This window comes from Flexivirga sp. (assembly GCF_035551235.1).
Taxonomy (GTDB): domain Bacteria; phylum Actinomycetota; class Actinomycetes; order Actinomycetales; family Dermatophilaceae; genus Flexivirga.
In genome coordinates this window covers 110405-131251 of the sequence record NZ_DASZNO010000021.1, presented here as the reverse complement: position 1 = coordinate 131251, position 20847 = coordinate 110405, and the positions used below count along the sequence as shown (strand labels likewise).

20 protein-coding genes are annotated in these 20847 nt (G+C 68.3%); 12 read left to right on the top strand and 8 right to left on the bottom strand.

Annotation, left to right across the window (positions count from 1 at the left end):
- The first annotated feature begins 59 nt into the window (after positions 1-59).
- From VG502_RS05860 to VG502_RS05845, 4 genes are all read left to right on the top strand, one after another.
- A complete protein-coding gene (locus VG502_RS05860) occupies positions 60-2147 on the top strand; it encodes a RecQ family ATP-dependent DNA helicase (RefSeq protein WP_325549088.1) in 2088 nt (695 codons plus the stop codon).
- Positions 2148-2209: 62 nt separating this feature from the next.
- Positions 2210-3259, top strand: coding sequence for a glucose 1-dehydrogenase (locus tag VG502_RS05855; RefSeq protein WP_325549087.1), 1050 nt, complete (start codon positions 2210-2212; stop codon positions 3257-3259).
- A gap of 122 nt (positions 3260-3381) precedes the next feature.
- Positions 3382-4785 carry a DNA polymerase IV gene (locus VG502_RS05850; protein WP_325549086.1) on the top strand — a complete coding sequence of 468 codons (1404 nt, stop codon included), beginning with the start codon at positions 3382-3384 and terminating at the stop codon, positions 4783-4785.
- Positions 4786-4911: 126 nt separating this feature from the next.
- The gene (locus VG502_RS05845) at positions 4912-5739 is read left to right on the top strand and encodes a methyltransferase domain-containing protein (RefSeq protein WP_325549085.1); all 828 of its coding nucleotides are present in this window, start codon (positions 4912-4914) and stop codon (positions 5737-5739) included.
- On the opposite strand, the gene VG502_RS05840 is transcribed toward VG502_RS05845, so the two are convergent.
- Positions 5675-6478, bottom strand: a complete 804-nt coding sequence (locus VG502_RS05840) for a PIG-L deacetylase family protein (RefSeq protein ID WP_325549084.1) — start codon at positions 6476-6478, stop codon at positions 5675-5677. The genes VG502_RS05845 and VG502_RS05840 overlap by 65 nt on opposite strands.
- A 47-nt stretch (positions 6479-6525) precedes the next feature.
- On the opposite strand from VG502_RS05840, the gene VG502_RS05835 reads away from it, so the two are divergent.
- The 4 genes from VG502_RS05835 (at position 6526) to VG502_RS05820 (ending at position 9348) form a co-directional block, all read left to right on the top strand.
- A complete protein-coding gene (locus tag VG502_RS05835; protein ID WP_325549083.1) occupies positions 6526-7356 on the top strand; it encodes a uracil-DNA glycosylase in 831 nt (276 codons plus the stop codon).
- A 291-nt stretch (positions 7357-7647) separates the two neighbouring features.
- Positions 7648-7932: a hypothetical protein gene (locus VG502_RS05830; protein ID WP_325549082.1), complete on the top strand. Its 285-nt coding sequence runs from the start codon at positions 7648-7650 to the stop codon at positions 7930-7932.
- Positions 7933-7952: 20 nt separating this feature from the next.
- Positions 7953-8153 carry a hypothetical protein gene (locus tag VG502_RS05825; RefSeq protein ID WP_325549081.1) on the top strand — a complete coding sequence of 67 codons (201 nt, stop codon included), beginning with the start codon at positions 7953-7955 and terminating at the stop codon, positions 8151-8153.
- A 55-nt stretch (positions 8154-8208) separates the two neighbouring features.
- Complete coding sequence (locus tag VG502_RS05820; RefSeq protein WP_325549080.1) at positions 8209-9348, top strand: pyridoxal-phosphate-dependent aminotransferase family protein; 1140 nt, start codon at positions 8209-8211, stop codon at positions 9346-9348.
- 78 nt (positions 9349-9426) lie between these two features.
- On the opposite strand, the gene VG502_RS05815 is transcribed toward VG502_RS05820, so the two are convergent.
- Together VG502_RS05815 and VG502_RS05810 are read right to left on the bottom strand one after the other, a co-directional pair.
- Positions 9427-10056 (bottom strand): superoxide dismutase, encoded by a 630-nt coding sequence (locus tag VG502_RS05815; protein WP_325549079.1) that lies wholly within the window; start codon positions 10054-10056, stop codon positions 9427-9429.
- Positions 10057-10143: 87 nt separating this feature from the next.
- On the bottom strand, positions 10144-10503 hold the full coding sequence (locus VG502_RS05810; protein ID WP_325549078.1) for a DUF1330 domain-containing protein: 360 nt from the start codon (positions 10501-10503) through the stop codon (positions 10144-10146).
- Between the two features lie 119 nt (positions 10504-10622).
- Here VG502_RS05810 and VG502_RS05805 point away from each other — a divergent pair, with 119 nt between their 5' ends.
- On the top strand, positions 10623-11381 hold the full coding sequence (locus VG502_RS05805) for a helix-turn-helix domain-containing protein (protein WP_325549077.1): 759 nt from the start codon (positions 10623-10625) through the stop codon (positions 11379-11381).
- 8 nt (positions 11382-11389) lie between these two features.
- Here VG502_RS05805 and VG502_RS05800 read toward each other — a convergent pair whose 3' ends face one another.
- The 5 genes from VG502_RS05800 to VG502_RS05780 form a co-directional block, all read right to left on the bottom strand.
- Positions 11390-11962, bottom strand: coding sequence for a peroxidase-related enzyme (locus tag VG502_RS05800; RefSeq protein WP_325549076.1), 573 nt, complete (start codon positions 11960-11962; stop codon positions 11390-11392).
- Between the two features lie 48 nt (positions 11963-12010).
- The gene (locus tag VG502_RS05795) at positions 12011-12892 is read right to left on the bottom strand and encodes a crotonase/enoyl-CoA hydratase family protein (protein ID WP_325549075.1); all 882 of its coding nucleotides are present in this window, start codon (positions 12890-12892) and stop codon (positions 12011-12013) included.
- Between the two features lie 61 nt (positions 12893-12953).
- Entirely contained in the window at positions 12954-14117 is a 1164-nt protein-coding gene (locus VG502_RS05790; protein WP_325549074.1) for an ARMT1-like domain-containing protein, read from the bottom strand.
- A gap of 183 nt (positions 14118-14300) precedes the next feature.
- Positions 14301-15911: a 4-hydroxyphenylacetate 3-hydroxylase family protein gene (locus tag VG502_RS05785; protein ID WP_325549073.1), complete on the bottom strand. Its 1611-nt coding sequence runs from the start codon at positions 15909-15911 to the stop codon at positions 14301-14303.
- Between the two features lie 11 nt (positions 15912-15922).
- Complete coding sequence (locus VG502_RS05780) at positions 15923-16498, bottom strand: flavin reductase family protein (RefSeq protein WP_325549072.1); 576 nt, start codon at positions 16496-16498, stop codon at positions 15923-15925.
- Positions 16499-16689: 191 nt separating this feature from the next.
- On the opposite strand from VG502_RS05780, the gene VG502_RS05775 reads away from it, so the two are divergent.
- Genes VG502_RS05775 through VG502_RS05765 form a run of 3 tightly spaced genes read left to right on the top strand, consistent with a single transcriptional unit; the run spans position 16690 to position 20845 of the window.
- Positions 16690-17661, top strand: coding sequence for an AraC family transcriptional regulator (locus VG502_RS05775; RefSeq protein ID WP_325549071.1), 972 nt, complete (start codon positions 16690-16692; stop codon positions 17659-17661).
- Between the two features lie 47 nt (positions 17662-17708).
- A complete protein-coding gene (locus tag VG502_RS05770; RefSeq protein WP_325549070.1) occupies positions 17709-19523 on the top strand; it encodes a glycoside hydrolase family 15 protein in 1815 nt (604 codons plus the stop codon).
- Positions 19520-20845 (top strand): lipase family protein, encoded by a 1326-nt coding sequence (locus tag VG502_RS05765; protein ID WP_325549069.1) that lies wholly within the window; start codon positions 19520-19522, stop codon positions 20843-20845. The genes VG502_RS05770 and VG502_RS05765 overlap by 4 nt, the downstream gene beginning before the upstream one ends.
- Positions 20846-20847: the final 2 nt, after the last annotated feature.

Below are 20847 nucleotides of genomic sequence, written 5' to 3'. Positions count from 1 at the left end.
CGTATCGAAATGAGCTGAGCCCAGCGGCGGTTGTCGGACCCCGGACACAGACTGTCACCATGACGAGCGTGACTTCACCGACCATCGAGACCATCGCCGACCAGACCCTGGCGGTGCTCGCCGGCGACGGTGCGCGACTACGTGATGGCCAGCTGGAGGCGCTGCAGGCGCTGACGAGGCCCGGCTCCCGCGTGCTGGTGGTGCAGGCGACCGGCTGGGGCAAGTCGGCGGTCTACTGGATCGCCACGTCGTGGCTGCGCGCCCACGGTCGTGGGCCGACCCTGGTCATCTCGCCGCTGCTGTCGCTGATGCGCGATCAGGTGGCTGCGGCCGAGCGTGCCGGGCTGCGGGCGGCGACGCTGAACAGCTCCAATGTCGGTCAGTGGCAGGAGATCGAGAGCGAGCTGGCGGCCGGCTCGATCGATGTGCTGCTGGTGTCGCCCGAGCGGCTGGCCAACCCGACCTTCGGCGCGCGGGTGATGCAGTCGCTCACCGGCGCACTCGGGCTGGTCGTGGTCGACGAGGCGCACTCGGTGTCGGACTGGGGGCACGACTTCCGCCCCGACTACCGCCGGGTCACCGACGTGCTGCGTCGGCTCAACCCGCAGACGCCGGTCCTGGCGACCACGGCGACCGCCAACGCGCGTGTGGTCGAGGACATCGCGGCGCAGTTCGGTGAGGACACTGTCGTGCTGCGCGGCCCGCTGGCCCGGGCGAGTCTGCAGCTGGCGGTGCTTCCGCAGCTCGACCCGTTGCAGAGGTTCGCGTGGGTGGTCGACCACCTGCCGCAGTTGCCCGGATCGGGCATCGTCTACACCCTGACCGTCGCGGATGCCGAGCGGCTGACCGAGGCCATCCGGAACAGGTATGGCGCGGACGCCCCGGTCGCCGCCTACACCGGGCAGCTGGACTCCGACTCGCGCGAGGCGCTGGAGGAGGACCTGCGGGCCAACCGGGTCAAGGCCCTGGTCGCCACCTCCGCGCTCGGGATGGGCTACGACAAGCCGGACCTGGGGTTCGTCATACACGTCGGGGCGCCGCCGTCGCCGGTGTCCTACTACCAGCAGGTCGGCCGTGCCGGCCGTGCTATCGACCACGCGCTGGTGGCGTTGCTGCCGTCCGCGGGGGATGACGGCGTCTGGGACTATTTCGCGACCGCGACGATCCCGAAGGAGCCGCAGGTCCGCCGATTGCTCGACGCACTCGACGGTGCCGGCCAGCCGGTATCGGTGCCGCAGCTCGAGGCCGAGAGCGGGTTGCGTCGCACCAAGGTCGACCTGTTGCTCAAGCAACTCGCGGTCGACGGCATCACCGAGCGCACCGCCGACGGGTGGAGCGCGACCGGCACGGCATGGAGCTACGACCAGGCGCACTACGACGGAGTGCTGGCGGTGCGTCGCCGCGAGGCCGACATCATGCGCAGTTACATCCGCGGTGATCAGTGCCTGATGCAGCTGCTGCAGCAGTCCCTGGATGACCCGGAGGCCGAGCCGTGCGGTCGCTGCTCCGTGTGCCTGGGCCGCTTGCCGGAGCCGCTGCGTCCCGAGGCATCGGGCGACACTGTGGCCGGGGTGCGACAGCTGCTGCGGTCCCAGCAGCAGATCCTGGAGCCGCGGAAGATGTGGCCCGGGGGAGCGTTCGGCCGGCGCGGGCGGATCCCCGCGGCCGAGGCAGCGGAGGAGGGCCGTGTCATCGTGCACGCCGATGCCGCCGAGTGGGGCGACCTGCTTGCCGGTGCGTTGCGTGTCGACGCACCACCGCCCGCCGACCTGCTCGACGCGTGTGTGCGGACGCTGGCGCAATGGACGTGGAGCAGCAGGCCGGAGCTGGTCGTCGCGTTGAGCGCTGCCGGGCACCCGCAGCTGGTCGGCGGTGTCGCGGACGCGCTCGGCTCCGCGGGTCGCCTGCCCGTGCAGCACTGGGCTGTCGACGGCACACCACCGGCCGACGCGACATCGGTCGACGAGGCGACGTTCTGGCGAGATGCGTTGGAGCGCAGCGAGATCCCGGACCTCGCCGGGCAGTCGGTGCTGCTCGTGGTCGACGCCTCGTCGTCGGGGTGGGTCGTCACGATCGCGGCGGCGCGACTGCGTATGGCGGGCGCTCGCGTCATACTCCCGCTGTTGCTGCATCGAACAATCGGCTGACGGCACCCGGCGTTGACCCGGGGTTCACGAGTTCTCCGGGGACGTCCGGTAGCTTCGGGCCCATGCGAGCACTCACGGTCATCCCTGGAAAATCCGGCAGCCTGTCAGTGGAGGACATGCCCGAGCCGGACGAGGCGCTCGGTGACGTCCTGGTCGACGGCCTCGCCGTCGGCGTGTGCGGCACCGACCACGAGCTGGCGGACGGGGACTACGGCTGGGCACCGGAGGGTTCGGACCGACTGATCCTGGGGCACGAGTCGCTCGGCAGGGTGCGCGAAGCACCGAAGGGCAGCGGTTTCGCTGCCGGCGACCTGATCGTCGGTGTTGTGCGGATGCCGGACCCCGAGCCCTGCGGAGCCTGTGCGCACGGCGAATGGGACATGTGCCGCAACGGCGAATACACCGAGCACGGCATCAAGTCGCTGCACGGGTTCGCGGCCCAGCAGTGGCGTGTGCGGGCCGAGCACGCGGTGAAGCTCGACCCCGCACTGGAGTCGGTGGGCATGCTGATGGAGCCGACCACGGTGGTCGCCAAGGCGTGGGAGCAGGTCGACCGGATCGGCGACCGCGGGTGGTTCGAGCCGAAGTCGGTGCTGATCACCGGCGCCGGACCGATCGGCCTGCTGGCCGCGATGATCGGCGCGGCGCGTGGTCTGGACGTACACGTCCTGGACCGGGTGAAGGGTGGCCCGAAGCCGCAACTGGTCGAGGATCTCGGCGGGACCTACCACACCGACCCCGTCGACACGGTGATCGACAAGATCGAACCCGACGTCATCATCGAGGGCACCGGAGCCACGCCGGTCATCAAGGCGGCCCTCGCCAACCCGAAGCCCTACGCCATCACCATCCTGACCGGCATCTCGGATCCCGGCGACGAGGAGACGGTGGACCTCGGCACCATCAACCGGGCCGCAGTGCTCGGCAACGCCGCGATCGCCGGCTCGGTGAATGCCAATCTGCGGCACTATGAGGCAGCGGCGAAGGCGCTCGCCGCCGCGGACCTGAAGTGGCTGGAGCGGCTGGTCACCCGGCGGGTGCCGCTGGAGAAGTTCGCCGACGCGTTCGCGCCGCAGGACGACGACGTGAAGGTGGTCCTGACGCTTTCCTGACCGCGCGTGTTTTTGGGACGACGGTCGTCCGGGAGTTGCGGGGTCTACGTGGTTTCGCGTGCTTTGGGGACGACCGTCGTGCTGCCGGTTGGGCTGTCAGTGCTCTCAGGGACAATCATCGGGTGCGTTCCACGGCCAGCATCATGCATCTGGACCTCGACGCATTCTTCGCAGCCGTCGAGCAGCGCGACAAGCCGTCATTGCGCGGTAAGCCGGTGTGTGTCGGCGGGGTCGGTGCGCGCGGTGTGGTGGCGACCGCGTCCTACGAAGCGCGGCGGTTCGGCGCCCGGTCCGCGATGCCGACCGCAGAAGCCCGGCGCCGATGCCCGTCGGGGACGGCGTTCCTCTACCCACGCGGCGACGCCTACCGCGCGTCCAGTCGCATCGTCATGGACCTGCTGCGTGCGGTGTCGCCGGTCGTCGAGCAGGTCAGCGTCGACGAGGCGTATGTCGACCTCGCAGCAGGTTCTGCCATCGACCTGAGTCCAGCCGGGGTGCGAGCGGCAGCAGAAGGCCTGATTGCCGAGATCCGTGATGCGACAGGGGGATTGACCGCATCGGCGGGTATTGCGAGCTCCAAGATGCTGGCCAAGATCGGTTCCGAGCTGGAGAAACCGGCCGGGCTCGTGGTGGTGCCGCCCGGACGCGAGTTGCAGCTGCTTGCGCCGCTGTCGGTGCGGGTCGTGAGCGGTATCGGCCCGGCCACCGAGGCACGGTTGCGGTCGTTCGGGGTGGAGACCGTCGCCGACCTGCAGCGCATGGAGCGCGCCGACCTCGTGAGCATCTTCGGGTCGGCCCACGGCGGCAGCCTGCACGAACTCGCGCGTGCGCGCGACGACCGTGAGGTGGTGGTCGAACGTGAGGCCAAGAGCGTCTCGGCGGAGGAGACCTTCGAGCACGACGTCGTCGACCGCGACGTGTTGGATGCCGAACTGGTCAGCCTCGCTCGTCGTACCGCGGCACGCCTCGGGAAGTCGGCGGCGTTCGCGCGGACGGTGACCATCAAGGTCCGGCAGCACGACTTCGCCACCTCGACCCGCTCCGAGACGTTGCTGCACCCGACCGGTGATGCCGGCGTGATCCTCGATGTCGCGCGGCGGCTCCTCGCCGGAGTCGATGTCTCGAACGGCCTGCGGTTGTTGGGTGTTGGCGTCTCCGGGCTGAGCGCGCACGCGCAGGAGCAGCTCCGATTCGGCGAGCTCGACGGGGCGCATGAGACTCTGTCGCTCTTCGCCGAGTCCGACGAGACCGCGTCGCAGGAAGCGGCCGCGGAAGCCGATGTGCCCGTGACGCCCGCCGGCGATGTCCGGCGAACGCCGGGCCCGGCGGCATACGCGGATGGGCCACCGACCTGGTGGCCGGGGCAGGACATCGCGCACACCGAGCACGGCGCCGGCTGGGTCTGGGGCAGCGGCCTGGGCCGGGTCACCGTGCGTTTCGAGGGCCCGACCACCGAGCCGGGGCGGGTGCGCACGTTCCGGGCCGACGACCCGGCACTCTGCAAGGCCGATCCGCCCCAGTGGTGACACGCCCACAACCCCATCCCGAGTGACGGCTTCTTCGCCGACTGACGGTCAGATCGCGCCGTCAGTCGGCGAAGAAGCCGTCACCCGCGGGGGAAATGTGGTTGACCCCGGCGGGACCATGGACGGATGCGGACGTATGACGAACTGATCGACGAGGCCCAGAACGTCGATGTGTCCGGTTGGGACTTCTCCTGGCTCGACGGGCGCGCCACCGAGGAGCGTCCGGGCTGGGGGTATGCCGCGCTGCTCGCAGATGCGCTGGCCGAGGTGGACAGCGCGCTGGACCTGCAGACCGGCGGGGGAGAGGTCCTGGACTCCGCACCGGTCCTTCCGGCGATGATGGCGGCGACCGAGGGCTGGCCGCTGAATGTCACGATGGCACGAAACCGGTTGGGGCACAGGGGAGTCGATGTCGTGGCGGCGGGTGAGACCGAGCCGCTGCCGTGGCCCGACCGCTCCTTCGAGCTGGTCTCATCCCGGCACCCGGTGACCACTCCATGGCCGGAGATCGCCCGGGTGTTGCGCCCCGGCGGCCGCTACCTGGGCCAGCACGTCGGTCCGGAGTCCGCGTTCGAACTCATCGAGTGGTTCCTGGGGCCTCTGCCCGCCGAGATCCGCGACGGGCGACACCCGCGGCACGACCGCGCCGGTGCGACGGCCGCGGGCCTGATCGTGGACGAGCTGCGAACCGCCCGTTGCCGGATGGAGTTCCACGACATCGGAGCAGTGGTCTACATCCTGCGCAAGTGCGTCTGGTGGGTGCCGGACTTCACCGTGCAGCGGTATGCCGAGCGGCTGCGTGCCCTGGACGCCCGCATCCGCCGGGACGGGCCGTTCGTCGCGCACTCGACCCGGCTGCTGGTTCGCGCGCACAAGCGGCCTGACCGGCTCAGCGGGGTGACGCGTCCAGGAACCAGCCGCGCACCATGCCGGCCGGGCGGCCACGCTCGATGAAGTACTCGGTGCCGAAGGCCGCGGTGAAGACTTCCGGTGGCATCGACATGAACATGCCGATGTCGGACACCTGGCTGCGATGGGCCTGCATCGCCGCGCGGATACGGTCCATGTGCTCGGAAACGTCGACGGCCCAGTGGAGTTCGGCTTCCGGCATACCCATCGGGTTGCCATCGTCCATCGGGCCGTCCGGGTCGAAGGAGTCACCCATGCCGGCGTCGCGAGCCGCCTGCATCTGGGCGCGCATGACGTCGCGGTTCATCGTCTCCTCGAGCACCCGCGGTGCCCGGACGGCACGGGCCGCTGCGGCATACGTCACCGCATGCACCTTGACGTGATCGGGGTGACCGTAGCTGCCGTGCCAGTCGTAACCGACGAGCACATCGGCCTCCTCCTCGTCGAGGATCGCGGCCAGCCGGGCCGCAGCCTCATCGAGCGGCGCCTGGTGGAAGGACTTCGGGTCGGAATTCTGCTCCCAGCCGGTCATGCCCGAGTCGTGGTAGCCCAGCCAGGCGACCCGCGCGGTGCCGGTGATGCGGGCGGACGCCTCGGCCTCGGCGCGGCGACGGTCCGCGAGCGACTCGCCGGGAGCCAGATCGTCGGGCACCTCACCGTGCTCTCCTCCGGTCGCGTAGACCACGACCACCCGGTGGCCCTCGTCGGACGCACGTGACATGGAGCCGGCGGTCTGCGAGCTCTCGTCATCAGGATGGGCGTGGAAGAAAACGATCGTCGACACCCGACGAATCTTGGCACGGACCACCGACACCCGGTACAAGAGGACGTATGCCCGAGCCGCATCCCGTCACCGGAGAGCCCTTCGAGTCCCCGGTGCAGCCCGGGACCGGTTGGCCGGGCGACCCGGCCACGGGGCAGACCACGGTGGCCAGGACCCCCGCCGGCGTTCGCCGACTGGCGCGTTCTGCCGGGTCGATCGCCGAACTCGATGCCCTGGTGTCCGTATGCCGAGCCTGCCCGCGCCTGGTCGCGTGGCGCGAGGAGGTCGCGACCACCGGTCGACGCAGGTCGTTCGTGGGGGAGCCCTACTGGGGCCGGCCGGCCGCGTCGTTCGGGGATCCGGAGGCGACACGACTGATCGTCGGGCTCGCACCGGCCGCCAACGGCGCGAACCGCACCGGCCGCATGTTCACCGGGGACCGCTCGGGCGACTGGATCTTCGCGGCGCTGCACCGCGGCGGCTTCGCGACACAGGCCTCGTCGGTGGCGGCGGGCGACGGGCTGCAACTGCACGGCATACGGATGACGGCACCCGTGCACTGCGCGCCACCGGCCAACAAGCCCACCACCGGCGAGAAGGCCACCTGCCGGCCGTGGTTGGAGCGTGAGCTCCAGCTCTCGGCCGACAGGCTGCGCGTCATCCTGGTGCTCGGCGGGATCGGTTGGGACGCAACGATTTCCACCGCCCGTGCGATCGGGTGGGAGGTGCCCCGGCCGAAGCCGAGATTCGGGCACGGCGCTCGGGCCACCCTGGTCACACCGGGCGGCCCCGTCGAACTCGTCGGCTGCTACCACGTCAGCCAGCAGAACACCTTCACCGGGCGGCTCACCGAATCGATGCTCGACGACGTGATCGCGACCGTGCGCGTGCTCGGCTGACCTGTCAGCGCCCCGGCGCAGGGGTACGTCGCCCACCACTGCGTGGTTTCGGGGTCGCGGCCCCGACGCAACGCAGCAGATCGTTCCGTCCCGGTCGGTGGCTCGCATTGATGCCCGGTTCCGGTCGCGCACAAATGACCACTGGGTAACGAAACCCGCTAGTAACTCTTGCAATTAATCAATGCAAGCACTACCCGCGGATCTACAGTCACTTACGTAAGCAACCAACTTACGTGACAGTAGGTTGTCAGGGTATCGGGGGGCGTCATCAGAAGTAACAATTTGCGATCCGTGCTGCGCGTGCTCAGGAAGCTCGCCGTGGGCCTCGGGCTTTTCGCGATCGCCGCAGGACTCGTGTGGCACGGGGCCGGGATGGTGGCAGCGCGGATGAACAGGATCGAGCCGTCGCGTCCGGTCAGCTTCGCGGAGTCGGGACGGACCGCTCACGATCTCCTGGCCGCGAATCATGCGGCCGCCACCATGGGCGGCAGCTTCGTCGCCCGTGCAATCATCGGCACATCGAATGTGCAGGGAGTGCCGGTGTGGATGGACCGGGAAACCGTCCGATCCCCCTAATTGAACGTATGGTAAGCGGCGTGAGCAACGAACTTGACGCGCTGCGTCGGACGGCCCGGCGGATGGAGAAGGCACGCACGGAGCGCGATCGCCTGATCGTCGAGGCGCGCGAGCTCGGGATGACCTGGCGATCCATCGCGGAGGCGGCGGGGCTGACCGAGCTGGCCACCAGGCAGGCGGCTTCGCGGACCAACGGCGGAGAGTTGCCGACGCCCGAGTGAACCGCAGGGTGGACCTCGCTACCACCGACCGCGGTGGATGTGGCACGGTGCGATCGTGAACTTGCCACACGATGACATCGACCCGGACGGCCTGCTGGAGTACTCGGTGGTCTTCACCGATCGCTCCCTGAACCACATGTCGAGGCGCTTCGTAGGCGTCATGCAGGACATCATCGACGTCCTGCGCAGCACCTACAGTGCGCACACCGTCGCGATCGTGCCCGGTGGTGGTTCCTACGGCATGGAGGCCGTCGCCCGGCAGCTGGCGACCGGGAAGCGGGCGCTCGTCATACGCAACGGGGCGTTCTCCTACCGCTGGTCGCAGATCTTCGACGCGGGTCACATCACCGACGAGACCACCGTCTGCCCCGCGCGTCCGGTCAGCGATGCGCATCAGGCGGCCTGGCAGCCCGCGCCGATCGACGAGGTCGTCGCCGAGATCCGGGACAAGCGCCCCGACTTGGTGTTCGCGCCCCACGTGGAGACGGCGTCCGGCATCGTCCTGCCGGACGACTACGTGCAGGCGGTCTCGGCCGCGGTGCACGAAGTGGGCGGCCTCTTCGTGCTCGACTGCGTCGCATCCGGTGCTCTCTGGGCGGACATGGGCGATCTCGGTGTCGACGTGCTCGTCACCGCGCCGCAGAAGGGCTGGAGCGGCACGCCCTGCGCCGGTTACGTGATGCTGAACGAAGCCGGACGTGCCGCTGTCGAGGCGAGCACGTCCACCAGCTTCGCCATGGATCTGAAGAAGTGGCTCTTCATCACCGAGTCGTATGTCGAGGGCCAGACGCCATACCACGCGACGATGCCGACCGACGGTCTCGCGCACAACGCGGCGCTGATGGTCGAAGCCCGCGAGATCGGGCTGGACACCTTGCGCGCTGCGCAGGTCGACCTGGGGGCGAAGGTGCGCGCGGTGCTGGCCGAGGCGGGCTTCAACTCCGTCGCGGACGACGAATTCGCTTCTCCCAGTGTGGTTGTCGTCCACACCGACGACCCCGAGCTGAAGAGCGGTGCGAAGTTCAAGCCGGTCGGCCTGCAGGTCGCGGCCGGCGTCCCGCTGCAGTGCGGTGAGCCGGATGACTTCTCGACGTTCCGGATCGGCCTGTTCGGTCTCGACAAGCTGTCCGACGTCGACGGCACCGTCGCGCGCTTCAAGGCGGCCCTGGACAAGCTGGATCACCCCCGCGAGTGACGGCTTCTTCGGCGAGTGACGGCGTGAACCGACCGTCACCCGCTGAGAGAGCCGTCACTCGGCGCAGTCTTCCGTAGCTCAGGCCTGCGGGACGATCAGCCCCGCGGTCTGCGTGCGGGCACGCGCGAAGCGGTCCGCGACGTCCGCCCAGTTGGCGATGTTCCACCATGCGTCGACGTATTCGTTCTTGACGTTGCGGTACTGCAGGTAGAACGCGTGCTCCCACATGTCGAGCATCAGTAGCGGGGTGAGCCCCACCGGCAGATTGCCCTGGTGGTCGTAGAGCTGACAGATGATCAGGCGGGCGCCCAGGCTGTCCCAGGCGAGGATCGACCAGCCGGAGCCCTGTATGCCGAGGGCGTTCGCGGTGAAGTGGGCGCGGAACGCGTCGAAGGATCCGAAGAATTCGTCGATCGCCTGCCCGAGCTCGCCGTCCGGCTTGTCACCGCCGTCCGGGCTCATGTTCGGCCAGAACACCGAGTGGTTGACGTGCCCGGCCAGGTTGAACGCGAGGTTCTTCTCCAGCAGGTTCACCGGACCGAGCTTGTCGGTGTCACGCGCTTCCGCGAGCTGGTCGAGGGCGGTATTGGCGCCCTTGACGTATGCCGCGTGGTGCTTGTCGTGGTGCAACTCCATGATCGCGCCGGAGATGTGCGGCTCCAGGGCGGAGTAGTCGTAGGGCAGGTCCGGAAGGTCGTAGTCGGACACGTGGATCACCTTTCGCGAGAACGAGTGTGAGCTATATGCGACTGTGTCGCATATAGCTCACACTATCCTCACCGCGGCCGGCGACGCTCAGTCCGCCCCGAGGCTCGCTCGCATCTTCGCCGTGGTGTCCGCGCCCCGGTAGCCCTCGGGCACGCCCTCGACGCTGAGCACGATCGACTCGGCGTGCTCGGTCCGCAGCGGCGCGATCTGCTGGTACGGCTCGGAGGCGAACCATTCGCGGGCTGCTGTCACGGACGGGAAACCGATGACGATGATGTTGCCCGGGAGATTCCCCTCATGGTTGACGTGCGGCATGTTGTGCACGAGCCAGTGACCGCGATACGGCTCGAAGGTTCCCTCGATACGTTCGATGTATTCGATGATCTCCGGCCCGACATCGACGTTCTCCAGGTAGCCGATGACGTATCCGGGTGCCGCGGTGCTCATGTCGTTCTCTCCTCGGCCTGCGCTTTTGTGAACGACACGAGAATGCGACCTGCGAGTGCTGGTCGGCCATGACCTCGGAGGTCATGGAGGCGGTGCCCCGCTCGCTTAGGGTTGCGACCATGAGCGCAGCCGTTGGAGAGATGTTGCGCGAATGGCGGGAGAGCCGTTCGCTCAGCCAGCAGGCCCTGTCGGACGTCTCCACCGTGTCGACACGACACCTGAGCCGGGTGGAGACGGGCCGGGCACAACCGACGCCACAGATGATCCTGCACCTGGCCGAACATCTGGAAATCCCTCTGCGAGAACGCAATCGGATTCTGCTGGCCGGCGGTTACGCACCGCGGTATGCCGACAGTGCGCTCGACGATGCGTCGTTGTCGAGTGTCATGGACGGGCTGCGTGACCTGCTGGACGCGCATCTGCCGTATCCGGCACTGCTGCTCGACGATCACTGGGACGTGGTCGATGCCAATGCTGCCGTCGACGGACTGATGGCCGGCTGCTCGGCAGAGTTGCTCGAGCCGCCGATCAACGTGATCCGGCTGTGCGTGCATCCGGACGGTATGGCGCCGCGGATCCGCAACCTGCCCGTCTGGGCCGCGCACCTGCATCAGCAGCTGCGTCATCGCGCGGCGCAGACGCGCGATGCACGCCACGTCGAACTGGCGGACGAGATCGCGCAGCTGGTGGACATCGAGTCCCTGCCACCTGTCGGCGGGCCGGTCGTGGTGCTCGAGCTGTCATCGGACGACGGCCCGTTGCGCTTCTTCAGCACCGTGGCACGGCTGACGACGGCGACCGATGCCGCACTCGAAGGGCTGCACCTGGAGACGTTCCTGCCGGCCGACGAGCGTACGCGAGCGGCATACAGGGCCTGACCGAGCGACTAGCTCTCGCGGGGCACTCGACCCATCAGGTAGAACTCCTTGTTGGGCATCAGGCCGCTCCAGTGCACCAGCCGGTTGCTCATCGAGAAGAAGGCCGTGATGGCGCCCACATCATAGACGTCATCCTCCGAAAGGCCTTGTGTCCGAAGCAGATCCAAGTCGGCATCGACGATCTCCGACGGGCGGGAGGCAAGCTTCACCGCGACCGAGATGATGGCGTGCTGCCGCTCGTCGAGGTCGGCCTTGCGCCAGTCGGTCGCGAGCTGATCGGAGATGTAGGGGTTCTTGCTGCGAATCCGGGCGATCGCTCCGTGCGCGACCACGCAGTAGAGACAGTCGTTCTCGGCGCTGGTCGCCACCACGATCATCTCGCGGTCCGCCTTGGACAGACCCGGTGTCTCCCGGTCCATCAGCGAGTCGTGGAAGTCGAAGAACGCGCGCATCTCATCGGGTCGCTGGGCGATGCCGACGAAGACGTTGGGAATGAATCCCGACTTCTCCTCGACCGCGATGATGCGCTCCCGCAGATCCTCGGGCAGCTCCTCGATGTCGACCACGGGGAACCGCTTCATGATCTCAGGATCCATCCGTCCGGCCATTGCAGTCTCCTTCTGGGGTTTTCAGGGTGTTTCGTCCAGCCACTCGTCGTAGAAGCCGGGCATGCTGGATGCCCGGCCGGTGAACTCGGCGTCGCGCTTGTCCAGGAAGGCGGCGACGCCCTCCTTGCCGTCGCCGACGCTCGTCCAGAACATCGCGAGCGAGTCCACGCGATGGGCGTCCGCGGGATGTTCGTATGCCGAGTTGCGACGCATCATCTGACGCGTCAGTGCGACCGCGACGGGGGAGCGGCCCCTGGTCCACCGGTCGGCCAGCTGGCGCGCCGCGGGCAACAGCTCATCCGGCTCGTATGACGCTGTGGCCAAACCGTTTTCGACGGTGGCAGCAGCGTCCAGGATGTCCGCGGACAACGCGAGGTCCACAGCGCGCGGCAGCCCCACGATGCGCGGCAGGAACCACGACGACGCTGCTTCCGGCACGATGCCGAGTCGCCCGAAGACCAGGCCGAAACGCGCTTTCGTCGACACGAGCCGCGCATCCATCGCCAGCGTCATCGTCGCCCCGATCCCGACAGCGGGACCGTTGATGGCGGCGATGACCGGCTTCGTGCAGTCGTGGATCGCCAGGGTCACCCGGCCTCCGGTGTCCCGGATCCGCGCCAGCGACGGATCGGACAGGTCGCTCATGTCCGCCAGGGCCGGCTCGCGGGTCTCGTCCAGCCCGAAGACGTTGCCTTCGACGGAGAGCGCCATACCGGCGCAGAAGGCGCGGCCGGCGCCGGTGACGATCACCGCGCGCACGGTGTCGTCGGCGTTGACCTCGCGGAAGGTGCGCTCCAGTTCGTCGGCCATCGTCACGGTGAACGCGTTGAGCTGCTCAGGACGATGGAGAGTGACCGTCAGGACGCCGTCATCGACCGCGTGCTCCAGGGTCTCGAAGGTCATCCGGGTTCCTTCCCGCAGGGCGTATCAGGACGAGACCGACCTTAGACGCTGCCCTGTCGGGTCAGTCCGCCGCGAACTGGATGACCGCTCTGGTGCCTGCGCTGCGCCACCCGTCCGACTCCTGGTCGAGCGACTCGACCACGGCAGGATCCAAGCCGACGATCACGTCCGACTTCAGAGTGCGCAGGGCGACCACCGGCGCCGAGAGCCAGTCCACCGCCTCCCGGAAGGGACGAGTGGGTGACCACCAGTTGTCGCCCACCAGGCGGCGGTAGTTCAGGTCGCCCTTCGTGATGACCATCGACGCCGTCGCAAGACGCCGCACCAGGTCGGCGGGCAACTCCCACAGGTGCAAGGGCGCGCAGAAGTCGGGCTGGCAGTGCAGCGCCACACGTCCCACCTGTACGGCGTCCCACAACCTGCGACCGGCCTCGGTCGCCGGACCGCCGAATCCGATCAAGCGGTCGAGGGCGGCGATGACGTCGCTGGGCATGGCATCGGAGACGAAATACGGGCTGGGCTTGACGTACAGGTCGACCTCGGCGGCCAGGCCGCGGTGCAGCAGGTGATCGATGAGCAACAGGTCGGGCAGGAGTTCCCTGGCCGCGTTGTCCGCGATCAGGGCGATCCGGCCCGGTGCCGTCGAGGTGAGCTGTTGCACCGCAGCCGGAGTGTCATCGACCAGGAGGCCGGCTCCCGGCGGAGCGCCACCCACTCCGGCGGCGCCCAGATTGAAGCAGAGATCGGCGTGATTGGCCTGCAGCGACGCATAGAACAGTGCCTCGGTCTGCGCATCGTCTGCGGCACCGGTGGCCAGCGCATTGAACTCGGTCAGCAACGAATCCGTGGCCTCGGACGCCAGCTCGGCCGACTTGAACGGCCCGAACGGATCGATGCCGTGCATTGCGCCCGGCTCGAAGAAGCCGGTGGCCGCCAGGATCCGCCGGAAGAAGTAGTTCTCCGCCCACAGGAACGGCGTCTCCGACCACGGCTTCCCGGCATACGGCTCGTGCCACCGTGCCCAACTGTCATGGTCATGCCACTGGGGGTCCGGCGGCACGATGGGACCGGCGACGATCTCCTTGCCCAGCTCGTCGAGTCGGTCGCGCACTTCGGGACCGAACGGCGAGGCGTCACGCACCCGCTGGAGCAGCTCCGGATAGCGGACGTGGAAGACACTCCACGGGAAGCTGCCTGGGTCGTTGCACAGGATGGGCGAAGCCACGATCTTTCCTTACCGCAGGGTGCGACCCGCCATACGACCGAATTCGTCGCTGTCACAGGCCGATTCGTTTGCGCTGCGAGCGTATGACGGATTGCGGCGGTGCCGTCCGAGCGTTCCGCACCCTGGACCTGGAGGTGCCGCTGCCCCGGCAAGGTGCGCCGGGGCAGCGACGGCGCGTGCGTTTCAGCGACCCAGCAACTCGAAGTCCTTCGGCGACAACAGGTCGGGGACGGTCCAGCCGTCGAGGTCGTACTCACTCATGAACTGCTCCGCGAGACCGCGCATCGATGCTGCGCCGCCGCGCGCTTCGGCGGCGAAGAGCAACTCGGCCTTGACGTTCTCGTGGTTGCCCGAGTAGTTGCGCTCGTACAGCTCGTGGCGCCCGCCGAACTCCGAACCGATCGAGTCCCACAGTGCCTTCATCACCTTGACCCTGTCGACGGCGGTGATGCCATTGGACCCGCGGACATACTTGTCGAGGTAGGGGCGCACCGCATCGCTCTGGAAGTCCTGCGCGCTGGAGGGCAGGTAGATCAGCCCGGACGCGACGTCCTGCTCGATGATCTCCTTGATCCGCGGGTAGCCCTGGATCATGAACATCCGGTAGGTCAGCCCGTATTCGAGCTTGGGTATGACGGCGTCGCCGATCCACGGCTCGGGGTCGCGAGCCATCGACTCGGTGAGCGACCAGAAGAGGTTCCGCCAGCCGAGCACCTCGCCGACCCGCGTCTGAACGCCGCGGAAGCCTCCTGAGCCGGTGCAGTCGAGCGCCTTCATCAGCAGGCCGGCGATGAAGTCGAGCTTGACCGCGAGGCGGGTGCAACCCTGGAAGGTGAACCGGGGGAGGAATCCCGACTGGGGGAAGAAGCTGTTGATCCGGTCGACGTCGCCATACATGAAGACGTTCTCCCAGGGCACCAGCACCTTGTCGAAGATGAAGATGGTGTCGTTCTCGTCCATCCGGCTCGACAGCGGGTAGTCGAACGGCGTGCCGAGCTTCGCCGCCGCCTCGGTGTATGACGTGCGGCAGATCAGCTTCACGCCGGGCGCGTTCATCGGCACCGTGCAGATGAGCGCGAACTCCTTCTTGCCGATCGGCAGCCCGTAATGCGCGATGAAGTTGTAGTTGGTGATGGCCGAACCGGTGGCGACCACTTTGGCACCGCTGACGATCAGGCCGGCGTCGGTCTCCTTCTCGACCTTCATGTAGACGTCGCCCACCTCGTCCGGCGGCAGTTGGCGGTCCACCGGCGGGTTGATGATCGCGTGGTTCCAGTAGAGGACCTTCTCCTGCGACTCGCGGTACCAACGCTCGGCGTTGGCCTCGAACGGCGAGTACAGGTCCTTGTTGGCGTGCAACGTGCCGAGGAAGCTGGCCTTGTAGTCGGGGGAGCGGCCCATCCAGCCGTAGGTCATCCGTGCCCACGTGGCGATGGCGTCACGTTCCTTGATCAGGTCGGCCGACGACTTCGGGGTCTTGAAGAACGGCATCGTGACGCCGCCGCTGCCGGTGTCGGTCGGTGAGGTCAGCGTGTCGACGTGCTCGCCCGTGTGCAGCGCGTCGTACAGGCGGGCCGTCATACGCACGGGATTCGCGAACGCCGGATGCGTGGTGACGTCCTGCACGCGCTCACCGCGCAGGTAGATCTCACGGTCGTCCCGAAGACTCTCGATGTACTCGTCACCGGTCATCGGACGAGTCGCGTAGGTCTGGGTCTGGTTGGCTGGATGGTCGGCGGCGGGGTTGGTCTCGCCGTCGAAGACGCTTTCGGTCGGTGCGGTCGTCTGGGTCATTGTCGGTCCTCTCAGATGCCCGGCGCGGAGGCGACGGGCTGCGGTGTGATGGCGGTGAAGCTGGTCCCTGCGTCGAACCAGCCGGAGAGTGAGTCGTCCTGGAAACCGGTCCATTTCGTGGCTGCGCGGTCGTCGCCGATGCCGTGGAACGAACCCCGGTAGAACAGCAGCGGATCGACGTCGCGGACGGTGGCGTCGAGGATCTCGCCGGTGAAGACGATGTGGTCGCCACCGTCGTGGTCGGCCCACGGGCCACATGGGATGGCTGCCGCTGAGCCGCGCAGGATCGGTCCTGCGGGGCCCTCGTCCCACTCCGGTTCGCCGTCCATCGGGCGGCCGGCGAAATGCATCGCGAGTTCCAACTGGTCGGCGGCGAGAATGTTGACGGTGAACGCGGCGTTCCGCAGATAGGTGCACGCCTTCGAACTGCGCGTCAGAGCGACCTGCAGCAGCGGCGGCTCCAGTGACAAGGGCATGAACGCGGTGACAGTGGCACCGTGCGGAGTTCCGTCATCACGGGTGCACGTGATGATCGTGACGCCGGTCGCGAACTCACCGAAGACGGTGCGCAGTGCTCGTCCATCCATGAGTGGCCTCCTTCCTGTTCGGGTGATCAGAGACGTTAGGAACGATGTGACCCACGCAACAATCCGGATCGCGCACCGACGATCCGGATAGCGAAACCGGCAGTTGCGGTCCGGGTTCGCAGCGGGCGGGATGCAGTAGCGTTGCCACCTACGCCGGTGATGTGACGAGTCGACGGCACGGACGGAATGACATGCAGCAAGACGGCGGTGGCCCTGCGGCTTCGATCGACTGGAACGAAGCGTCCAGTTCGGTGGCGGCCGCCTATTTCCCCCATGACCTGCGCGTGCTGCGCGCCGACCAGCACGCGCGGATGGCGCTGCGCCACGTCAGCTTCGGCCCGCTGACCGTTGCCAGCATCGGCTGGGGCGCCGACGTCTCCGTCGAGTCCGGTCATCCCGGGGCCTATGCCATCAACGTCCCGCGCAGCGGGTATCTCGAGGCACGCGTCGACGGTCGCGAGATCTCCTCGGTCGACGGGTTCGCCACGGTGTGCCCGCCCGACACCATGACGCGCATGTCGCGGTGGTCCAAGGACTGCACCATCACCGGGGTCAAGATCGACAAGGACCTGCTGACGCGGGATGTCCTCACCCTCGCCGCGCGCAACGACTCCGACATACCTGCTCAGCTCGACCTGCGCACACCCGAAGGACGCAGCTGGATCGAGCTCGTCACGTCGCTGGCGAATCAGGCGCTCGCCGCACCGACGATGTTGCGCAATCGCACGGTCGCCGAGCACCTCGCCCACGCCATCAGCGCTGCTTTCGTCGCTGCTGCCTTCCCGGACCAGGACGCAACGACGACCCCGGCCCGTCCTCGCATCGTCACCCGCGTGATCGACGCGATCGAGGCGGATCCGGCCGCGTCCTGGACCGCCGCGAACCTCGCGCAGGTAGCCGGGGTCGGGGTGCGCCGCCTGCAGCGCGGTTTCCAGGAGTATGTGGGCAAGTCACCGTCGCAGGTGCTCCTGGAGATCCGGCTCGAGCACGCCCATCGCGCGTTGCTGGCCGACCCGCACGCGCCGGTCGCGGACATCGCCTGGTCGGCCGGCTTCACGCATCTCGGGCGCTTCGCAGCGGCATACCGCGAACGTTTCGGGCAGACACCGTCCCGCACGCGTGCACTGATCTGCGGCACGACGCCGCCGGACGGACACAGGTAGCGGTCGCGGCCGGCCGTCCCCGGGCTGGTGTGGCAGCATGCCGAAGCATGGCGCGGATTGAGGACTACGCACTCCTGGGTGACCTGGAGACGGCAGCACTGGTCAGCAACGAGGGCTCGGTGGACTGGCTGTGCCTGCCCCGCTTCGACTCGCCCGCCTGCTTCGCCGCCCTACTGGACGGTCCGGATGCCGGACGCTGGATCCTGGCACCGGCAGCAGGCGGCACCTGCACGCGGCGACGGTATGTCGAGGACTCCCTCGTCCTGGAGACCGAGTGGGAGACCACCGACGGCACGGTGCGGATCATCGACTTCATGCCGCCACGCGGCCAGGCTCCCGACATCGTCCGGATCGTCGAGGGTGTCAGCGGCCGCGTGTCGATGCACGGCGAGCTCACCCTGCGCTTCGACTACGGCAGAGTGCGACCGTGGGTGCACCACGACGGCGACCAGTTGCTCGCCGTCGCCGGTCCCGACGCCGTACGGCTGCGCACGCCCGCGCCCACGAGCGGCCATGAGTGGTCGACCATTTCGGACTTCACCGTCTCGGCGGGCGATCGGGTCCCGTTCGTCCTGACCTGGTCGGCCAGTTATGCGCAGCACCCGAGGCCGGTCGACGCGGAGGAGGCGCTGCAGGACACGCTGACCTACTGGCAGGGATGGTGCGACCGCGGTCATGACCTGACCGGCCCCTACCAGGGTGCGGTCCGACGCTCCCTGCTGACGCTGAAGGCGCTGACCTACGAACCGACCGGTGGGATCCTCGCCGCCGCAACGACATCGTTGCCGGAGCAGCTCGGCGGCCCGCGCAACTGGGACTACCGCTACTGCTGGCTGCGCGACTCGACATACACCTTGCAGGCGTTGATCGCGGGCGGCTACCTCGACGAGGCGAAGGCCTGGCGCGAGTGGCTGCTCCGTGCGGTCGCCGGAGACCCGGCCGACCTGCAGATCATGTACGCCCTGGACGGCACTCGCAGGCTTCCCGAGAGCGAGCTGGACTGGCTTGCGGGATATGAGAATTCGTCGCCGGTTCGGGTCGGGAACGCGGCCGCCGACCAGCTCCAGATCGACGTGTGGGGCGAGACCCTCGACGGTCTGGCGCTGGCTCGCGAGTCCGGCCTCGCGAGCGAGGAGGACGCCTGGGCGCTCCAGGTGGCGCTGATGGAACATCTCGAGGGCACCTGGGACACCCCGGACAACGGGCTGTGGGAAGTCCGTGGACCGCGGCGGCACTTCACACATTCCAAGGTCATGGCCTGGGTGGCCGCCGACCGGATGGCCCGGGCCGTCCGCCGTCACCCGACCCTGCACGGGCCGGCCGACCGATGGGAGGCGTTGCGCGACACCATCCATGCCGACGTCCTCGCCCACGGCTTCGACCACGACCGCAAGACCTTCGTGCAGTCGTATGGCGCCACCGCACTCGACGCGAGCCTGCTGATCCTCCCGAGGGTGGGATTCCTTCCCGGCGACGACCCGCGGGTGCTCGGCACGATCGACGCGATCTCCCGGGAGCTGACCCGGGACGGCCTGGTGCTGCGCTACCAGAACTCCGACTCCGACGACGGGCTACCGGGCGGCGAGGGTCTCTTCCTGGCCTGTTCCTTCTGGATGGTCGACGCGTTGCATCTGGCCGGGCGGCAGCCGGAGGCCGTTGAGCTCTTCGAGCGGCTGCTCGACCTGCGCAACGACGTCGGGCTGCTCAGCGAGGAATGGGACCCGGCAGGGAAGCGCCAACTGGGCAACACGCCGCAGGCGTTCAGTCACTTCGCACTCGTGACCAGTGCCCTGCAATTGCATGCCGGACGTGGCCACGGGAGTCACGAGCCCATCCGTCATCCGGGGGTCCCGACGGCATGATGACCTCAGTCGATCCCGCGCGGTGGACCGGTCCGGCGCAGCACACCGATGAACGCGCCGTGGCACCGGTCCCGCCCGCCGCGGATCCGTTCTGTGTGCCGCCACCCGGGTGGGAGTCGGCGGCGCCCGGCACACCGCTGCGCAGCCGCGACGTCACCATTGCCTTCCTGGGGCGGATTCCGTTGCAGGCCAGAGCAGTTCAGCTGCTCTACCGGACGGCGGACATGCACGGTGAGCCGGCCGTGACCTGCTCGACCGTGCTCGTGGCCTCCGACGCTGCTCCGTCGCTGGCGCGGCCGATCCTCTCCTTCCAATGCGCGATCGACTCGCTGGCGCCCGAGTCGTTCCCGTCATACACCCTGCGGCGTGGTGCCCCGACGACCGGCGAGGTCGTCCAGCTCGAGATCCTGCTGATCGCCAACGCACTCGCGCAGGGCTGGGCGGTGTCCGTGCCCGATCATGAGGGGGCACAGGGCAATTGGGGTGCACCGCGCGAGGCCGGCCACTGTGCGTTGGACGGTGTGCGGGCCACGATGCGGCACGGCGCCTTCGACGTCGGCCGGCGGTCGGCGGTCGGGTTCTGGGGCTACTCCGGTGGCGGCTGGGCGACGTCGTGGGCCACGGAGCTGGCTGCCGACTATGCGCCCGAACTGCACACCGTGGGGGCCGTACTCGGTTCTCCCGTCGCGGATCCCGAGCTCGTCTTCCGGCGCGCCAACGGACATTTCTTCTCCGGTCTCGCGGGCCTGGTCATCGCCGGGCTGATCCGCAGCTATCCGACGATGCGCGCTCTGGTCGACGAGCATGTCGACGAGCCCGGCCGGATGCTCCTCGAGAGGGCGATCACGTGGCCGACCCGGCCGGCGATCACGCGGATGGCGTTCAAGGACTTCGGCAAGCACATGGACGTGTCGCTCGCGGAGTTCCTGGAGCTGCCCGCCATGCAGCAGGTCTTCGCCGACATCCGGCCCGGTCTGGGCAGGCCGGCGATGCCGTTGCTGGTCACGCAGGCGGTCCACGACCAGATCGTGCCGGTGTCGGCGGTCGATCGCATGGTCGACGGGCTGACCGCACGCGGCACCCGGGTGACCTATGTTCGTGACCGGCTCAGCGAGCACTTCCTGCTGCACATCGTGTCGGGGCCGCTCGTGCTGCAGTGGCTGACCGATCGATTCGCCGGGGTGCCGGAGCTCAGCTCGTCGACCACCACGGTCCGTTCGGTGCTCATGCCGATTCGTAGGTTGCGCAACGCAATACGCATGCTGCGCGTATGTGGCCGGGTCCTACGGGGCGCGCCGCTCACGGGCCGGCGCCACAGGTGACG

Bases quoted from the DNA above. Each gene is read 5' to 3' on its own strand.
- VG502_RS05860 (WP_325549088.1), top strand. From the start codon at position 60: ATGACGAGCGTGACTTCACCGACCATCGAGACCATCGCCGACCAGACC.
- VG502_RS05855 (WP_325549087.1), top strand. From the start codon at position 2,210: ATGCGAGCACTCACGGTCATCCCTGGAAAATCCGGCAGCCTGTCAGTG.
- VG502_RS05845 (WP_325549085.1), top strand. From the start codon at position 4,912: ATGCGGACGTATGACGAACTGATCGACGAGGCCCAGAACGTCGATGTG.
- VG502_RS05835 (WP_325549083.1), top strand. From the start codon at position 6,526: ATGCCCGAGCCGCATCCCGTCACCGGAGAGCCCTTCGAGTCCCCGGTG.
- VG502_RS05810 (WP_325549078.1), bottom strand. From the start codon at position 10,503: ATGAGCACCGCGGCACCCGGATACGTCATCGGCTACCTGGAGAACGTC.
- VG502_RS05805 (WP_325549077.1), top strand. From the start codon at position 10,623: ATGAGCGCAGCCGTTGGAGAGATGTTGCGCGAATGGCGGGAGAGCCGT.
- VG502_RS05800 (WP_325549076.1), bottom strand. From the start codon at position 11,962: ATGAAGCGGTTCCCCGTGGTCGACATCGAGGAGCTGCCCGAGGATCTG.
- VG502_RS05795 (WP_325549075.1), bottom strand. From the start codon at position 12,892: ATGACCTTCGAGACCCTGGAGCACGCGGTCGATGACGGCGTCCTGACG.
- VG502_RS05785 (WP_325549073.1), bottom strand. From the start codon at position 15,911: ATGACCCAGACGACCGCACCGACCGAAAGCGTCTTCGACGGCGAGACC.
- VG502_RS05780 (WP_325549072.1), bottom strand. From the start codon at position 16,498: ATGGATGGACGAGCACTGCGCACCGTCTTCGGTGAGTTCGCGACCGGC.
- VG502_RS05775 (WP_325549071.1), top strand. From the start codon at position 16,690: ATGCAGCAAGACGGCGGTGGCCCTGCGGCTTCGATCGACTGGAACGAA.
- VG502_RS05770 (WP_325549070.1), top strand. From the start codon at position 17,709: ATGGCGCGGATTGAGGACTACGCACTCCTGGGTGACCTGGAGACGGCA.
- VG502_RS05765 (WP_325549069.1), top strand. From the start codon at position 19,520: ATGATGACCTCAGTCGATCCCGCGCGGTGGACCGGTCCGGCGCAGCAC.